Here is a 16,194-nt window from a genome sequence, read left to right as displayed (position 1 = left end):
AGGAATTATATCTGAACAAATGATTTTTATCATAAATCCCTAAGCTTCAAAAATATTCGATATACTACAAATTTTAAAGCACACTGGCAGCTGTCAAGATCACTCTTTATTTTTAGAATCGATGATTATCGTCACTGGTCCATCATTAACCAAATGGACTTTCATATCTGCGCCAAACTCACCTGTTTGTATAGGCTTTCCTAATTCCGACTGCAGTTTTGTTATAAAATTTTTATATAAGAGAATAGCAATATCTGGTTTTGCGGCCTTTATATAACTTGGCCGATTTCCTTTTTTTGTACTGGCATGAAGTGTAAATTGACTCACCACAATTATATCACCATCTGAATCTGAAAGAGATGTGTTCATCACACTATTCTCATCAGAGAAAACACGAAGATTCACAATCTTTTTACAAAGCCAATCAATATCTTCTTGTGTATCTTCATTCACAATACCTAGCAAGACTAAAAGTCCTTTTTCGATAGATGCGACTTCCCTCTCATTAATTTTAACTGACGCCTTAGACACTCTCTGAACTACTACCTTCATTCACTATCCCAATTATCAGTTCTATAATGTTCGTCCTCACCTTCTAAAATCTGAAGATAACTTCTATATCTAGAATAAGACACTTCGTTATTTTCTAAAGCTTGTTTGATAGCACACTTTGGCTCTTTTAAGTGTAAACAATTATTAAACTTACAGTCTTGTTTTAGGGCGAAAAACTCAGGAAAATAATCACCAACTTCTTCTCGTTCCATGTCAACCACACCGAAACCTTTGATACCAGGTGTATCAATAATCTTGGCATCAAAACTCAGATCAAACATTTCTGCAAAGGTTGTGGTATGTTGTCCTTGCATATGCTGTTCAGAAATGGCCTTAGTTTTTAAATCCAAGGATGGCTCAATGGCATTGACTAAAGTAGATTTGCCAACGCCAGAATGTCCTGCAAACATACTCACATTGCCAACCATAAGATTTTTAACCTTATCAATATTCTTTCCTGTTTTCGCAGAAATACCAATACATTCATAACCTATTTGTCTATAGACACTCGCCAAGTACTTTACCTCCAATAAGGTTTCTGAATCATACGTATCGGCTTTGTTAAATAATAAAATCGTTTTTACGGCGTAAGCTTCTGCAGTGACCAAAAAACGGTCTATAAAACTTGTAAATGTCGGTGGATTGTCTATCGTTACCAAAAGAAACACCTGATCGATGTTAGAGGCAATGATATGTGTTTGTTTAGAAAGATTGACAGATTTACGAACTATATAATTTTTGCGCTCTTCAATTCTATTAATGACGCCTGTTTCTGTATTGTTTTTAGTCTCTAATTCAAACTCTACTTTATCTCCAACAGCAATAGGGTTGGTACTTTTAATACCCTCTAACCTAAACCTACCTTTAATTCTGCACTCATAAAATTTACCGTTCATTGTCTTAACGGTGTACCAACTTCCGGTAGATTTATATACTGTTCCTGTCATTAAGCTAATTAATAATAACAAAGTAACGACTTTTAACTAAAAAGTCTTTATTTTAATGGCATAAAACAAAAATCAACAATCATGAAAAAAAATTTCTTATTTATCGCAGCTATTGCTGTTGGACTAGTGTCGTTTTCTTTTATCAACAAAGATGCTTCTAACGAAGAAAAACCTGTTGCACAAGTAGAGTACAGAGTTGTAACGGTCGTAGAATCCATCGTTCCTAATGGATTAGGACGTTCTCGTATGATCTCTGTTAACGAAACAAAGGATTATAAAGAATATACTACTGTAAGATCTGGTGAAAAAGATAAAGACGAGAAAAACAAGTCTAAGCGCGGTGAAATTAGAACCAAAGAATATGAAGAAACCAAATTATTAAATTTCTATAATCTTGGTGGTATTCGTTTTCAAAACATCGCGGCTAATGATGCCATAATGACCTCTAAAGTAAATACTATGATTGCTGAAGGCTGGGAATTGGCGTTTATCAATACTGGTGTTGAAAGCTCTGGTGGTAAAGGTGATGGACAAGGGATCTTTATTACGAGATATACTTTTAAGCGAAGTATATAAAATACTATACAACAATAAAAAAGGCCCGCAAATTGCGAGCCTTTTTAACTTTTAGCTCTTTATTGCCTTTATTGCTTCAAGATGCTGACCATCCGCCATAATATTGACAATATATATTCCAATGGCATATTCAAATAAATCTAAATTTAGCTTTTCTCCATTCATTTGATGAGTTGTATTTTGAATTATTTGACCATTAATATTGGCTACTAAAATTTTCACCTCATTGTAATCATTATTAAGCTTAATCTGAAATATCCCATCTGAAGATGGGTTTGGATAAAGTTTGATACCTTCATAACTTTCAATAAAGGCTATCTCTATGCCTACAGTACATATGCCACATCGAGAAACTACAGTGCATGTTGTTCTGCAATTAGTTTTTAAACCTTGATCATATGCATTAACAACAACTTCATCAAGCTGATTACTTTCTTCTAATCTAATTTTATAAGTTGTATCATCATCAAGTACAATATCTTTGGTTTCGTACCCTAAATAAGATACAGATAAGGTATCTCCTTTTTTAGCCTCAATTCTAAATTGTCCTTTACTATTTGTTGCTGTCCCCTTTTTCGAATTTTTAATAATAATATTTGCAGATTCTAAAGCCATAGAATCATTCTGCACTATACCTTTTATTATAATTTGAGAAAATGATAGCATTGAGAAACTTAGGGCAGCTAATAGAAATGTAATTTTTTTCATGAGTATTGGTTTTAGTTAATAGACCAAACCTAAGTCATAAGATTACTTCAAAAAATAAGCAATGAGTTAATCCTACTGTTTAATGAGTAAACGTACCCAACAAAAAAGGCTCGCAAAATGCAAGCCTTTTTCCAATTACGCATGTAATCTAGTGATTAATAATCTCTTCTTGATGGTTAATCGATTCTTGGTGAATAGCTTTAAACACCCTAAGAATAAATTCTTCACTTAAATTTTTCTCTTCGCCTTGAAGAATCATTTTACCCAAGATTTCATTCCAACGTTTGGACTGTAAAACCGCAACGTTGTGATCTTTTTTCAATTGACCAATATCATCGGCAACGTTCATTCGCTTCCCTAGCATCTCGATTAACTGGTGGTCAATCACATCTATCTGAGTTCTTAAGGTATTTATTCTGTTGTTGAATGCCGCATCATCTGCAGCCTCTTTACGAATTTTTAAATCTTCTGTGTACTTTATTAAAGTCTCTGGTGTAATCTGTTGTGCCGCATCACTCCATGCATTATCAGGATCGTGATGTGTTTCTATCATTAAACCATCGTAGTTTAGGTCTAATGCTGTTTGACTTAAATCGAATATTATATCACGACGTCCTGCAATATGCGACGGATCTAAAATCAACGGTAAATCTGGAAAACGATTTTGTAAATCTACAGCCACTTGCCATTCTGGATTATTTCTATAACGTGTCTTTTCGTAAGTAGAAAATCCTCTATGAATCACACCTAAATTCTTAACATCTGCGGTATAAAAACGCTCCACAGCTCCTAACCACAAAGACAAATCAGGATTTACAGGGTTTTTAATCAATACAGGTTTGTCGGTTCCTTTCAAAGCATCCGCAATATCTTGTACAATAAATGGACTTACCGTTGTGCGTGCACCTATCCAAAGGATATCCACATCGTGCTTTAAAGCCAGCTCCACATGGTTGGCATTCGCTACCTCAGTGGTAATCATCATACCTGTTTCTTCTTTTGCTTTCTGAAGCCATTTTAACCCTAATGCGCCTACGCCTTCAAAATTTCCTGGTCGTGTTCTTGGTTTCCAAATACCAGCTCTATAAACCGTGGCATCGCTATCTTTTAGCTGATGTGCTATATTTAATACTTGTTCTTCCGTTTCTGCACTGCAAGGCCCCGCGATAACTAGTGGATGTTCTAAGTTAAATGCATCTAGCCAATTCCTCAATTCTTTTTTATTCTCCATTTTGCTAATTAATCTAATGTTCTATTGTATTCCGTTTAATATATCTTTTATATGATTCGTTGTTTCCATTTCGCTATAAACCGCTTCAAAATCTCCATCTTCCATCAACTTTTTAAAATGTTTTAAATTATTAATGTACTCATCTAAAGTCTCTATAACATTGGTTTTGTTCTGTTGAAAAATAGGTGTCCACATTGCTGGCGAGCTTTTTGCCAAACGCACGGTACTTTCAAAGCCACTTCCAGCCATATCAAAAATATCGCGTTCGTTCTTTTCTTTGTCAATCACTGTTTTACCCAACATAAATGAGCTGATGTGCGATAAATGAGAGACATAAGCTATGTGCTTGTCATGCGCTTTTGGATTCATATATCGAATGCGCATCCCTAGTTCTGCAAATAACTTCAATGCTTTTTCTTGAAGCTTAAAAGCAGTTTCTTCAACCTCGCAAATGATGTTCGTCTTATCTTTATACAAATCATGAATCGCAGCACTTGGACCAGAATGTTCAGTACCAGCAATGGGATGTGCTGCTAAATAATTCCTGCGTTTAGGATGATTTTTCACCTTTAAGCATATATCCTCTTTGGTTGAACCGGCATCAAAGACAATAGCTTCATCTGAAACTTTATCCAAAACTTCTGGTAATACATTTAAGGTGGCATCCACAGGAATCGCAACAATCACCACATCAGCTTTACCTAATGCTTCGAAATCCGACTTTTTATCAATAATACCAAGTGCTATAGCTTCATCCAGATGAGCTGTATTTTGGTCGATACCATGTATCACACATTCCGCATTTCGCCTCTTAATGTCCAAAGCAAAACTTCCACCTATTAAACCTACACCTATGATAAAAATGTTCTTCATTAACCTATACCCTTGCTATTGCTTCTTTAATTATTTCTTCTGATGCACATAACGAAAAACGCACATAACCTTCACCATTAGTTCCAAAAACAGTTCCTGGTGTTATAAAAATCGAATGCTCTTTCAATACCAAATCCGTGAACTCTTCGGACTTTAAATGTGGTGGTAACTTTGCCCAAACAAACATACCTGCCGTATCTTTATCATATGTACAATTAAGTCCATCTGCTAATTTCCATATCAACTCACGTCTTAGTTGATAAACGCTATTTAAACTTACAAACCACATATCCGAACACTTTAAGGCTTCAATAGCACCTTTTTGTATGCCGTAAAACATCCCAGAGTCCATATTACTCTTCACCTTCAGAACTGCACTTAGATGTTCATAACTTCCAACCAACATACCAACTCTCCAACCAGCCATATTAAAAGTTTTGCTAAAAGAATTCAACTCCAAGCACACTTCTTTCGCATTATTATAACGCATAATACTTATTGGTTTTTCATTGAGCACAAAACTGTAAGGATTGTCATTAACAATAAGAATATTATGGCGTCTTCCAAAAGCTATAACTTCGTCATAAAACTTATTAGTAGCGTTTGCGCCTGTAGGCATATGAGGATAATTGATCCACATAATCTTTACTTTACCCAAGTCCAATCGCTCCAATGCCGTAAAGTCTGGCAGCCAATTATTATCTTCTTTTAAATCGTATAGAATTGGCTTGGCTTCTAATAGTTTTGTAACAGCCGCATAAGTTGGATAGCCAGGATTTGGCACTAACACTTTATCTCCTTTGTTTAAAAAAGCCATGGAAATGTGCATTATCCCTTCCTTACTACCAAGTAAAGGCAACACTTCTGTTTGACCACTTATACTGACCTTATATCTTGTCTTGTAAAAATTTCCTATTTCCTCTCTAAGCTCTGGTAAACCTTGATAACTTTGATATTTATTGGCACCTTCGTCGTCCAAACTATCTTTTAATAGCATCGTGGCCTTGAAAGGTGGTTCCAAATCTGGACTACCTATGCCTAGATTAATTATGGGTTTTCCTTGAGATTTTAGAAAAGCGACTTCTCTCAACTTTTTAGAAAAGTAGTATTCTTCGACATGCTTCAAACGGTTGGCGACTTCAATCATAATCTTGCATTTTTATATTCACCTAACACTTTAAAATTCTCTGCCATTAATTGCATAATTGACTGGGCCTTTTCGTAATCTTTATAATCTTCGAAAGTGACATCTACAAAAAAAGCATACTTCCAAGGCGTTTCAATTTTTGGCAAGGATTGAATTTTGGTTAGGTTGAGTTTACAATCACTCATTACATTGAGTATTGTTGCTAAGCTACCACGTTTATGGTCTAATTCAAATTTTAAAGATGCCTTATTGAGTTCTTTTCGTTCTATTTGATGGTTTTGTCGCTTAATAATAGCAAAACGTGTTTCGTTATGCTTTATGGTTTGAATACTTTTTGCCAAAACATCCAATCCATACAAATTCGCAGCATTTTTACTAGCGATAGCAGCAATACCTTTAATTTTTTCTTCGGAAATTTGTTTGGCTACATCTGCGGTATCTTTAGCTTCTACCAACTTTATATGCGGATAATCCTTTAAAAATACTTTGCATTGCAACAATGCCATAGGGTGAGAATGCACCTCTGAAATAGACGCAATTGACTGACCAGATAATGCCATTAAATTATGCTGAACATCCAAATAATACTCACCGACGATGCTTAGATCATGGTTATCAATTAATGCGTAATTCGGAATAATGGAACCTGCAATAGAATTCTCCAAAGCCATGACGATATAGTCTGTATCGCCTTGCAAAAGACTATCCACCGCACTATCAAAAGACATGCACTCCACTACTTCCGTTTTAGGGTTGAAGTATTGTTGAGCTACCTCGTGATGAAATGAGCCTTTAATTCCTTGTATGGCTATTGGTTTTGTCAATAATCTATATTTTAATCTTTTGATATCCCGAAATAAATTCGGGATTTGTTCATCCACTGTTTTTAATACGCTTCGCAGTTTTTAAAAACAGGTATTCACAAAAAAAAGTCTCGACTTTTCATCGAGACTTAAATAATATTATATTTTATTAAAACATACTTAGTCTCGTTCCTTTAGCTAAAAAAGAAATAAAACCAGTTAAAATATGTTTTAGATGTGTGCATTGTTCTAATTATGTGGCTAATGTAATTAATATTTTTACAAATCAAAATTGTTGACCTTTCTTTTTTATGCTTCAGATTATCTTTTAAAGATTTAATAATAAACAGCATACAATATTATATAATACTTATTTTTGGGTAAACTTTTTCTACTATGTCTATTGAAGTTAAAAACATCACTAAACTATACAAAGAGCAGAAAGCGCTTAATGACATTTCATTTGCGGTAAGTAATGCTGAAATTGTTGGGTTTCTGGGACCAAATGGTGCTGGTAAATCTACAATGATGAAGATTTTAACCACTTATATTGAAGCATCAGATGGTTCTGCTAATGTCAATGGCTTTAATGTAAATTCAGATAAGAAAAATGTACAACGTAGTGTTGGATATCTGCCTGAGCACAATCCTTTATATACTGACTTATATGTAAAGGAGTATTTAAACTTTAACGCCAATGTGTATGGCACTTCAAAATCCAGAATTGAAGCCGTAATTGAATTAACGGGTTTAACTCCAGAGGCGCATAAAAAGATTGGTCAATTATCTAAAGGGTACCGACAGCGTGTAGGACTTGCCAACGCTTTATTACACAATCCAGATGTACTGATTTTAGATGAACCTACCACAGGACTGGACCCAAATCAATTAGTGGACATTAGAAATCTGATCAGAACTATCGGAAAGGAAAAAACTGTTTTCTTATCCACACATATCATGCAAGAGGTTGAAGCTATGTGCGACCGTGTTATTATCATCAATAAAGGTGAGATTGTTGCAGATAAATATTTAAAAGATTTAAGAGACGGCCAAGAACAAATAATTGTTGTAGAGTTTGATTATAGAGTTGAAGATACATTTCTACTGAAGCTTCCTAAAGTAACATCTGTAAAAAACACACACGACTTTGTTTACGAAATCACGTTTTCCACAAAGGATGACATGCGCTCTCATGTCTTTGACTTTGCCCATGACAATGAATTAAAGATTCTACAGCTCAACCAGAAAAATGCTAGTTTAGAGAGTTTATTTAGGGAATTGACTAGTTAAAAATCAACTGACCGATATAAACTTCTTCTATATCTACAACTGGAGGCTCATTTACTGAAATTAAATCTCCTGTTCCTCTGAGTATGCCTGTTAACGATTGAATAGGATTCACAATCATATCGTTACTGCCACGATGATTGATACTTACATTTTGAGCCACTAGATTTTCGCCCTCAAAACGTCCAGAACCTGAGAAAAATCCAATAGAAAGGCTTTCAGAAGCTCCATCAAGATAGAATGAAGAAATGTTATTGGATACAACACTCAAACTTTCAGAATTCACAGTCAGCCTAAAATCACCAACCGTAAACTCGATATTCTCGTTAAAATCTTCTGAAATTAAACTTAAATCTGGATAGCTCAAAAGTCCGTTTGAAGACACTTCATATTGAGATGAGTTTCTAATTTCTGTTATATTAGGTGCATTCACATAAACTTTGGTAATACCATAATCCCTTACATAATTACAAGTATTATTGTCCGTAAGCACCAAACGATTTTCGATAACTTCAGCTTTAACATCATTGAATAAGTTTTCACCAGTTTCAATAGTAACCGTATATTCTGGAGCTTCAGAAATAATTAATTCAACATTGCGATTAACAAGAATCCTATCAAAACTATTAACCTCAACGTCCTCTTGAATAATACTACCCGAAGTCTGAAAACAGTCATTTGCATCTTCGCTATCGCAAGCAAAGATCAAAAGTAACATGACAAACCATAGTTGTTTCATCCGTTTATTTTTGTTGTTCAATGGTCATATGAAAATCGAACCTAAATATATGGAATTCAGAATCCATATGACATTTTTTAAAAGCAAAACGCCTGTCTAAAACAAACAGGCGCTTCTTATAGTTGTATAAAGCTTGAAGACTAATCTTTCACTTTATTCTTAAACTTATTGAAATCACTTTCTTTAACTTCTCTTGGCCAAGAATTGTTAGAGGTATCCACATCTGCGGTTTCTAAATCTGGATCTACAGTAATGCCAACAATTTCTTTTTCACTGGCTACTGCTCTACTTACTTCTTTATCATTAAACCTCCAAATTTGAGCAGGATAAGTTACTTTCTCCTTAGAACCATCTGAATATTCATACTCCACAATTAATGGCATTACTAATCCTCCTGGCTTATCAAAAGTAACCTGATAGAAGTACTTAGGAGACTTCTTCATATTCTTTTGTTGCTCTGGTGTAAAGTTATCCATGATGTATTCTTTCACCGTTGGTAAATCTTCCATCGAAGTTCCATTTTTCATAGCTTCATCATAACCCTCATCCCCTTCTCCAATGAAGTAAACTAAACTGTTCGGATCCATGTTATAACGCTCTGCCAATTTTTTACCATTGTCGTTTGGAGTATTCGTTACCGCATATTTCTTCACTTCTTTGATTCCGATATCCGTATAATCCGTAGTATAGAACCACCCTCTCCAGAACCAATCTAAATCCACTGCAGAAGCATCTTCCATTGTACGGAAAAAATCTTCTGGTGTTGGGTGCTTAAACATCCAACGATTGGCATATTCTCTAAACGAGTAATCGAATAAATCACGCCCCATAACCGTTTCTCTAAGGATATTTAATCCTGTTGCAGGCTTACTATAAGCATTACTACCAAATTGATACGTATTTAGACCTTTGGTCATAATAGGTGCAATATAATCTTGATTGCCTCCCATATACCTTACAATATTTTTTGCTGGTCCTCTTCGAGATGGGTATTTATCATGACCTGGAGATAACGCCGTTGGATTCCATTCACCAAAATCCTGTTCTGCAACATACTGAACAAATGTGTTTAAGCCTTCGTCCATCCATGTCCACTGACGCTCATCACTATTAACAATCATAGGGAAAAAGTTATGACCAACTTCGTGAATAATAACACTTATCATTCCATATTTAGTTCTATCTGAGTAGTTCCCTTCTTTATCAGGACGTCCAAAATTGTAACATATCATTGGATATTCCATACCCATAGGAGCGTGCACTGAAATCGCCTTATGATATGGATAATCAAAAGTCATACGAGAATATGATTTCAACGTACTCGCAACAGTTCTAGTAGACCATTGTTCCCATAATGGATTTCCCTCTTTGGAATACATGGAAACAGCCATAACGTCTCTGTCTCCAATTTTAACAGCCATCATATCCCAGATGAACTTACGTGAGGTCGCAAAACCAAAATCACGAACCATTTGAGCAGATAATTTCCAAGTTTTCTTTTTATTGCTTTTTGACTTTTCAGTTTTTTCAGCTTCTGATTGGTTTACAATCATTACTGGCTTATCGTAAGATTTCTTTGCCTGATTATAACGCTTCATCATGTCTTTTGTAAAGACTTCTGCTCTATTGGTTAGAAAACCTGTTCCATCGAGAATGTGATCTGCAGGAACTGTAATATTAACGTCAAAATCTCCAAAAGGTAGCGCAAACTCATCACGCCCCCAAAATTGAGAATTTTGCCAACCTTCTACGTCATTATAGACTGCCATTCTTGGATAGAACTGTGCCATGACGTAAATTCTATTATCGTTCTCTTCGAAATATTCATAACCTGAACGACCACCATCCTTAACGTGGTCATTGATATTATACCACCACTTTATGCTGAATGAAAACTTATCTCCAGTCGTCATTGGTTTTGGCAACTCCACGCGCATCATTGTGCGATTAATACTATGTGGTAAATCCTTACCATTAACATCCTTAACATGTTCTATATTAAAACCACCATCGAAACGTTCTTTAAGATAAGATCTTGTTGCTCTAGATGCAGAAGTTGCTGGGCCGATACCTGAGCTATTTATTAAAGGACTCTTAGAATCCTTAGCACGCATATTTTGATCAAGCTGAACCCAAAGATACTTTAATTCATCAGGCGAGTTATTAGTATAGGTTATGGTTTCGTTACCATATAATTTAGCATTTACATCATCGATTTCGATATCCATCTTGTAATCTGCTTGTTGCTGATAATATCCTGGACCTGGAGCTCCCGAACCCGTTCTGAACATGTTAGGTGTTGCAAATTCATCATACAACTGTTTAAACTTATTTTGGTTAGTGTGACCAGGTTTGCGCTCAGGCTTTATCTCGTTTTGTGCAAAAGTACTTGCAGAAACAAACAACAAAGCACCAAGGAAATACTTGAAAATTCTCATTGTGATTAGTGATTTTTAAAAATGATGCCTAAAATACGTATTTTGGGATGTCTTTAACAGATTTTAGTCAAAGTTTAACATGCATTTATCATTGTCTGGAACGAGCAAAAAACTTTTATTCTTACCTAATAATTTCAATCTTACAATGTTTTGTTGTTCTGGAAAAATATCGAACAATACTCTATTGACAACTTCTATAGATTTCATATTTGAAACGTTTTCTATTTCTAAGTAACAATATGTAATATCATCTTTGTACTCTTTCCCAATAAAAATAAACTCAACAGGATTTCCATTAATACTTATTTTAAGTTTATCCGAGAGGTAACGGTTCACATAGTCATCAATGATTTCAGGCTTATTATCTGGCGCAAGGGTAATATCCTCATCATATCTTTTACGCAATAACTCCTCAAAATCATCAATAAATATCTGACTAATTATTTGAAGTGATTTTTGCTCCTGAGCGTACTCAATTTCTGTTACACCTACATAATAGTCATGCGACATATCGTAAGACGTAACTAATGGAAATACTATAAATGCAATAAGGAGTTGTAAATACTTCATAATTAAAATTTGGTGGTTAGATTTCAAAAAGCATTCCAAAGTTAATCTTTAGTGGCAGATTCCCTATTTTTCTTGTAGGCTTTTAACTTCGCTTGTAAGAACTCAATGGATTTTAAATCATTATTCTCATCACACAATGCTTTAAAATTGTCGTCTTCTTGGCAAAACATAAAGTATTCGTTTTTTAAATTATTGGCTAAAGAGTCGTTTTCAAAGACAATAGATTCATACTCTCTTCTTAAGCGATTAATACACCTGTCCCTATCATCCAATTCTACAATAGCCTTAAGCTTTTTAGTTCTACCGCTAATTCTATTTAGAAGCTTATGAAAGTTAACCCCAAAACCAAGACCAATATATCCCCAAGATCCACCATCTGCATCATTCAATTTTTTTTCATTTTGTGTTAGTGGTAAATTAGTATTTCCAGGAATGCCCAAATCATAGAAGTTAATTTCGGTTTTGGCCTTAGAATTTTCAAGATCAGACTCGAGACTGCCTGTTAAAATTTCTCCTACGATGACTTGATCTAGTTCGTTGATTTTCTCTACAAGTACCACGGAAAAAGAACCAGCATCTTCCATACTTTTCGTAATAACGATCTCTTTTGGCTTATACTTTAATCCAGAAATTGACAGCGTATCGTTAGCTTGTGCCAAAATCACAAAACTCCCATCTTCAGCGGATACGGTATATTTTGCAGCCGTTCTATTTTGGATATGAATGCCCTCAATATCATCATCCGCAACAAGTTGCCCTTTCAATTCTTTGCGCTGCGCTTGTAAGAAAGAAACTGAAAGAAAAACAGTCAAAAAGACAAATACGTTAATCTTCACTCTTTCTCTTTAAAAAGGTTTTGCTCAGTTGGGTAATACGCTCTAAAAATTGTATTTCTTTATCTTCAGCCAGCAGTTCCTTATCAATCCCTTGTTCTTCTACATAGTCAATAAATGCTTCAACTTGATCTAAAGGAATATCAAAATTCACATGAATATAATTAGCACTGTACTTATCCAAAGCTTCTTTGAATGGTGTTTTCCTTATTTCCTTATTAGCAATATCCTCTGATTTATCATTATCTATATCCGCTATTTGACTTACAATAAAACCAGCCAGATTGACCACATTAAGCATATTCTCTACTCTTGGATTATACTCATTGAACGCTAAATTATCAGCCTTGGTTTTAAAATCTGGAGAGAAATCAAAATCCTCAATATGATCTAACCCAAAATAAACATCATCCAAACTCACATTGTAAGTTCTTACATTTTCCAAGTCTGCACCTAAATTACCTGTTAGGTCGAAAGGCAGCAGAACAATCTCGTCTAACTTATTTACCTCTTCCACAAGAATGACGGTCAATTTCCTTGATTTTATAATGTCTTCCGAAATAGTAACAGTAAAATCTTTAAACTGAAGTGCACCAAACTCAATTTTATCATTAAGCGCTACCATAATCTTGAATGTTCCTTTTTTGTCAGTAACCGTTCCTTTATTAGACGAGGAATTATACACAGTTACTCCTTCTTTATCTTCAGAAGATACTATGATTCTCCCATTTACAGTAATCCTTTCAATGTCTTGGGCATAAATTGAAAGCGCAAAAAAACTAAGAACTATAAGTAGTATTCTTTTCATGTTGGTTATGTTGATTTTAGAACTTAATTTAAATTTCGCCTATTTTCTTCACATGTCATAAAAAATGGTTTATAAATCTTTGTTAAATCACTTTCACTAATATCATGCTAATCTTGAATTAAATAAATAATAACTTTTATTTTTACAAAAACTATAGAATTTTGAAGTCACTAATTATTGCAAGTACCTCTACTATTCATGGCAGCGGACCTTTAGAATATCTTATGGATGAACTCCGAGTTCATTTTAAATCTGTCAATGAGATTTTGTTTATTCCTTACGCCAGACCTGGAGGAATATCGCATGAAGATTATACTACAAATATTGCTAAAGCCTTTAGCGCAATTAATATATCTGTAAAAGGGATACATCAATTTGATAATCCTAAAAAAGCCATTGAAAATGCACAGGGTATTTTTACAGGTGGCGGAAACACATTTGTATTGGTGAATCAATTGTATAAAAACGATGTTCTAAATTCGATAAAAAAGGCTATTACTAAGGGAACACCATATCTAGGCACAAGTGCCGGAAGTAATATTTGCGGACTAACTATGAATACTACCAACGACATGCCCATTGTATATCCACCAAGTTTTAAGACGCTTGGTCTCGTCCCTTTTAATATAAATCCTCATTATTTAGATCCAAATCCAGACAGCAAACATATGGGAGAGACGCGAGAAACACGAATAAAAGAATTTCATGGGTTTAACACACAACCTGTCATTGGTCTTAGAGAAGGTAGTTGGATTGAAGTTAAAGGAGATCATCTCACCTTAAGAGGTAAATTAGAGGCTAGGATATTTGAGTATGGCAAAGCGCCATATGAATTACCGACTAATTCTGATTTAGACTTTTTGAAATAATCATTTAAATATTCCTAAAAAAATGATAGCCCCAAATTTCGTAACCCTCATTATAGTAAAACTTATGAGACGGATAATTCTGCACATAAGTATTTAACTCCATAGAATTACAGCCTTTCTCTTTTGCATAAGCATATATCCAATCCATAAATTGTTTGCCCAGTCCTTTATTTCTGTACTCGGTCTTTATGTAGACATGGTCTAGCTCCACAGCTTTCCCAACATAATGCCGTGTACAGAACCATAGACCGGTAACTCCAATCACATCATTACCATCAAATATTGCGGCACACTCATAATTTTGATATTTCATTTCATCGAATCTCGATTTGAGAACTTCCATACTCACTTTTCCCTCATTAAGTTCAAAAACCAAAGGAATAATGACGCCCAAGTCATCTTTGGGTATTAATTTAAATTGATAATTCATATCTCACAATTTGTCATATAAAAGTAGAAATTTTAGAGCTGCAAAAGCAAAACCAATGACTTTTCAATAAAAATTGTGTCAAACTTTTGTAAATTTATCACGCTAACACAATCATTATGAGAAGAGGAAGTTTTAAAATTAGGATATTTATTTTTATAGCTGTTGCTGCATTTGCATTCCTAAGAAAGTGTAGCCAAGAAGAAGTTAATCCTTACACCGGCAAAAAACAAGCGATTTCGTTATCGCCACAAGAGGAGATTTCCATTGGTTTGCAAAGTGCTCCTGGTATGGCGCAACAGCACGGCGGTTTGCATCCTAATAATGAGTATCAAGCACTTGTTGATAATATTGGAAATAACCTTGTGAATAGTAGTGTAGCGAAAGACACACCATATCAATATGAATTTCATTTATTAGCTGATCCAAATACCATTAATGCATTTGCATTACCTGGTGGTCAAATTTTTATAACCTTTGCCTTGTTTTCAAAATTAGAGAATCAAGATCAACTTGCTGGTGTTCTTGGACATGAAATAGGACATGTATTAGGGAAACATTCTAATGAACGTATTACAAATGCTAATTTCTGGAAAGTCCTCGCCATGGGAAGTTCTGCCATAGATATGGGAGGTGTGGCACAGCAAATGGGTCAAGGTCAACTTTTAAAAAATGGTCGCGGGGATGAACTTGAAAGTGATGAACTTGGTGTGAAATTTATGATGGATGCTGGCTACAATCCCGAAGAAATGATAGGTGTTATGCAAATTTTGAAAGCAGCCGCAGGCCCAAATCGAGTACCAGAGTTTCAGAGTACACATCCAGATCCAGAAAATCGTATCGAAAAAATAAGGGAAGCTATTAATAAATACAAAAGAGCGTCTTAAATTTAAAACGCTCTTTTCAACTAACTAACTCAAATAATTGTCTTCAATAATTAGACATTTCTCTTTTTAAAACGCTTCAAAAATTGTGCTGCGTCTACGGCATTAGATTTCTCAGCATGCCTTAAAGCTGAATAACCTTTGTCACAAGGCGTGTGTATTTCAGAACCTGCGGTGATAAGAACTTTTATCAATTCCACTCGATTATACTTTGCAGCATAGTGAATGGGTTGCATACCGTTAGATTTTTTATTAACGTCTGCTCCCTGCTTGATCAAGGTTTTAACAAGTTCAGTATTACCGCTTGCAATGGCTTTACATAGCGGATTAACCTCTGCGGTTTGAACGGTTACATTATTAGTTTCTAAAACTAAATTGTCGTTTGTTGCATTTAAATTACAAACTGAAAAGCCCAATGCTAAGGCTAAAATTACTGCTGATTTTCTCATGATGAAAGATTTAAAATTTAATTGATTTGTTTTTTGATATACTAAATAGACGA

General features: G+C 34.7%; 18 protein-coding genes. 4 read left to right on the top strand and 14 right to left on the bottom strand.

Going from position 1 to position 16,194, the window contains the following annotated elements; genetic code table 11:
• Positions 1-99 precede the first annotated feature (99 nt).
• Positions 100-552, bottom strand: coding sequence for a D-aminoacyl-tRNA deacylase (gene dtd, locus H7F21_RS15050; RefSeq protein ID WP_185790130.1), 453 nt, complete (start codon positions 550-552; stop codon positions 100-102).
• On the bottom strand, positions 549-1,499 hold the full coding sequence (gene rsgA, locus H7F21_RS15045) for a ribosome small subunit-dependent GTPase A (RefSeq protein ID WP_185790129.1): 951 nt from the start codon (positions 1,497-1,499) through the stop codon (positions 549-551). The genes dtd and rsgA overlap by 4 nt, the downstream gene beginning before the upstream one ends.
• An 81-nt stretch (positions 1,500-1,580) precedes the next feature.
• Between rsgA and H7F21_RS15040 the strand changes: the two genes are divergently transcribed.
• Positions 1,581-2,075: a hypothetical protein gene (locus H7F21_RS15040; RefSeq protein ID WP_221892490.1), complete on the top strand. Its 495-nt coding sequence runs from the start codon at positions 1,581-1,583 to the stop codon at positions 2,073-2,075.
• Between the two features lie 51 nt (positions 2,076-2,126).
• Here the strand turns inward: H7F21_RS15040 and H7F21_RS15035 are convergent, their stop codons facing one another.
• The 5 genes from H7F21_RS15035 to H7F21_RS15015 all read right to left on the bottom strand — a co-directional run bounded on the left by H7F21_RS15035 (position 2,127) and on the right by H7F21_RS15015 (position 6,858).
• The gene (locus H7F21_RS15035) at positions 2,127-2,783 is read right to left on the bottom strand and encodes a carboxypeptidase-like regulatory domain-containing protein (protein WP_185790128.1); all 657 of its coding nucleotides are present in this window, start codon (positions 2,781-2,783) and stop codon (positions 2,127-2,129) included.
• A gap of 148 nt (positions 2,784-2,931) precedes the next feature.
• The gene (locus H7F21_RS15030; RefSeq protein WP_185790127.1) at positions 2,932-4,014 is read right to left on the bottom strand and encodes a bifunctional 3-deoxy-7-phosphoheptulonate synthase/chorismate mutase type II; all 1,083 of its coding nucleotides are present in this window, start codon (positions 4,012-4,014) and stop codon (positions 2,932-2,934) included.
• 21 nt (positions 4,015-4,035) lie between these two features.
• Positions 4,036-4,887: a prephenate dehydrogenase gene (locus tag H7F21_RS15025; protein ID WP_185790126.1), complete on the bottom strand. Its 852-nt coding sequence runs from the start codon at positions 4,885-4,887 to the stop codon at positions 4,036-4,038.
• Positions 4,888-4,891: 4 nt separating this feature from the next.
• Positions 4,892-6,034 (bottom strand): pyridoxal phosphate-dependent aminotransferase, encoded by a 1,143-nt coding sequence (locus H7F21_RS15020; RefSeq protein ID WP_185790125.1) that lies wholly within the window; start codon positions 6,032-6,034, stop codon positions 4,892-4,894.
• A complete protein-coding gene (locus H7F21_RS15015) occupies positions 6,031-6,858 on the bottom strand; it encodes a prephenate dehydratase (RefSeq protein ID WP_185790124.1) in 828 nt (275 codons plus the stop codon). Before H7F21_RS15015 ends, H7F21_RS15020 begins: the two co-directional genes overlap by 4 nt.
• Before the next feature lie 375 nt (positions 6,859-7,233).
• Between H7F21_RS15015 and gldA the strand changes: the two genes are divergently transcribed.
• Positions 7,234-8,127, top strand: coding sequence for a gliding motility-associated ABC transporter ATP-binding subunit GldA (gldA, locus tag H7F21_RS15010; RefSeq protein ID WP_185790123.1), 894 nt, complete (start codon positions 7,234-7,236; stop codon positions 8,125-8,127).
• On the opposite strand, the gene H7F21_RS15005 is transcribed toward gldA, so the two are convergent.
• From H7F21_RS15005 to H7F21_RS14985, 5 genes are all read right to left on the bottom strand, one after another.
• A complete protein-coding gene (locus H7F21_RS15005; RefSeq protein WP_185790122.1) occupies positions 8,120-8,863 on the bottom strand; it encodes a head GIN domain-containing protein in 744 nt (247 codons plus the stop codon). The genes gldA and H7F21_RS15005 overlap by 8 nt on opposite strands.
• Positions 8,864-9,003: 140 nt before the next feature.
• Positions 9,004-11,301 (bottom strand): M1 family metallopeptidase, encoded by a 2,298-nt coding sequence (locus H7F21_RS15000; protein ID WP_185790121.1) that lies wholly within the window; start codon positions 11,299-11,301, stop codon positions 9,004-9,006.
• 63 nt (positions 11,302-11,364) lie between these two features.
• Positions 11,365-11,871, bottom strand: a complete 507-nt coding sequence (locus H7F21_RS14995; protein ID WP_185790120.1) for a DUF6702 family protein — start codon at positions 11,869-11,871, stop codon at positions 11,365-11,367.
• 41 nt (positions 11,872-11,912) lie between these two features.
• Positions 11,913-12,707, bottom strand: coding sequence for a peptidase associated/transthyretin-like domain-containing protein (locus H7F21_RS14990; RefSeq protein ID WP_185790119.1), 795 nt, complete (start codon positions 12,705-12,707; stop codon positions 11,913-11,915).
• Positions 12,697-13,512 carry a carboxypeptidase-like regulatory domain-containing protein gene (locus tag H7F21_RS14985; protein WP_185790118.1) on the bottom strand — a complete coding sequence of 272 codons (816 nt, stop codon included), beginning with the start codon at positions 13,510-13,512 and terminating at the stop codon, positions 12,697-12,699. Before H7F21_RS14985 ends, H7F21_RS14990 begins: the two co-directional genes overlap by 11 nt.
• A gap of 161 nt (positions 13,513-13,673) precedes the next feature.
• On the opposite strand from H7F21_RS14985, the gene pepE reads away from it, so the two are divergent.
• Positions 13,674-14,381, top strand: coding sequence for a dipeptidase PepE (gene pepE, locus H7F21_RS14980; protein WP_185790117.1), 708 nt, complete (start codon positions 13,674-13,676; stop codon positions 14,379-14,381).
• 4 nt (positions 14,382-14,385) lie between these two features.
• Here the strand turns inward: pepE and H7F21_RS14975 are convergent, their stop codons facing one another.
• Positions 14,386-14,811, bottom strand: a complete 426-nt coding sequence (locus tag H7F21_RS14975) for a GNAT family N-acetyltransferase (RefSeq protein ID WP_185790116.1) — start codon at positions 14,809-14,811, stop codon at positions 14,386-14,388.
• Positions 14,812-14,927: 116 nt separating this feature from the next.
• On the opposite strand from H7F21_RS14975, the gene H7F21_RS14970 reads away from it, so the two are divergent.
• Positions 14,928-15,695, top strand: coding sequence for a M48 family metalloprotease (locus H7F21_RS14970; protein ID WP_185790115.1), 768 nt, complete (start codon positions 14,928-14,930; stop codon positions 15,693-15,695).
• A 50-nt stretch (positions 15,696-15,745) separates the two neighbouring features.
• Here the strand turns inward: H7F21_RS14970 and H7F21_RS14965 are convergent, their stop codons facing one another.
• Complete coding sequence (locus H7F21_RS14965; RefSeq protein ID WP_185790114.1) at positions 15,746-16,141, bottom strand: ankyrin repeat domain-containing protein; 396 nt, start codon at positions 16,139-16,141, stop codon at positions 15,746-15,748.
• Positions 16,142-16,194 lie beyond the last annotated feature (53 nt).

It is taken from the genome of Winogradskyella flava (assembly GCF_014243395.1).
GTDB classification, from domain to species: Bacteria; Bacteroidota; Bacteroidia; order Flavobacteriales; family Flavobacteriaceae; genus Winogradskyella; species Winogradskyella flava.
Note: the sequence above shows the minus strand (reverse complement) of the source record. Positions and strands in the feature narration are given on the sequence as shown.

Excerpts from the sequence above, each read along its gene's own strand:
- H7F21_RS14995 (WP_185790120.1), bottom strand. The coding sequence starts at position 11,871 with ATGAAGTATTTACAACTCCTTATTGCATTTATAGTATTTCCATTAGTT.
- H7F21_RS15020 (WP_185790125.1), bottom strand. The coding sequence starts at position 6,034 with ATGATTGAAGTCGCCAACCGTTTGAAGCATGTCGAAGAATACTACTTT.
- H7F21_RS14965 (WP_185790114.1), bottom strand. The coding sequence starts at position 16,141 with ATGAGAAAATCAGCAGTAATTTTAGCCTTAGCATTGGGCTTTTCAGTT.
- H7F21_RS14985 (WP_185790118.1), bottom strand. The coding sequence starts at position 13,512 with ATGAAAAGAATACTACTTATAGTTCTTAGTTTTTTTGCGCTTTCAATT.
- gldA (WP_185790123.1), top strand. The coding sequence starts at position 7,234 with ATGTCTATTGAAGTTAAAAACATCACTAAACTATACAAAGAGCAGAAA.
- H7F21_RS14975 (WP_185790116.1), bottom strand. The coding sequence starts at position 14,811 with ATGAATTATCAATTTAAATTAATACCCAAAGATGACTTGGGCGTCATT.
- H7F21_RS15040 (WP_221892490.1), top strand. The coding sequence starts at position 1,581 with ATGAAAAAAAATTTCTTATTTATCGCAGCTATTGCTGTTGGACTAGTG.
- H7F21_RS15005 (WP_185790122.1), bottom strand. The coding sequence starts at position 8,863 with ATGAAACAACTATGGTTTGTCATGTTACTTTTGATCTTTGCTTGCGAT.
- H7F21_RS15025 (WP_185790126.1), bottom strand. The coding sequence starts at position 4,887 with ATGAAGAACATTTTTATCATAGGTGTAGGTTTAATAGGTGGAAGTTTT.
- dtd (WP_185790130.1), bottom strand. The coding sequence starts at position 552 with ATGAAGGTAGTAGTTCAGAGAGTGTCTAAGGCGTCAGTTAAAATTAAT.
- H7F21_RS15035 (WP_185790128.1), bottom strand. The coding sequence starts at position 2,783 with ATGAAAAAAATTACATTTCTATTAGCTGCCCTAAGTTTCTCAATGCTA.
- H7F21_RS15000 (WP_185790121.1), bottom strand. The coding sequence starts at position 11,301 with ATGAGAATTTTCAAGTATTTCCTTGGTGCTTTGTTGTTTGTTTCTGCA.
- H7F21_RS15030 (WP_185790127.1), bottom strand. The coding sequence starts at position 4,014 with ATGGAGAATAAAAAAGAATTGAGGAATTGGCTAGATGCATTTAACTTA.
- rsgA (WP_185790129.1), bottom strand. The coding sequence starts at position 1,499 with ATGACAGGAACAGTATATAAATCTACCGGAAGTTGGTACACCGTTAAG.
- H7F21_RS14970 (WP_185790115.1), top strand. The coding sequence starts at position 14,928 with ATGAGAAGAGGAAGTTTTAAAATTAGGATATTTATTTTTATAGCTGTT.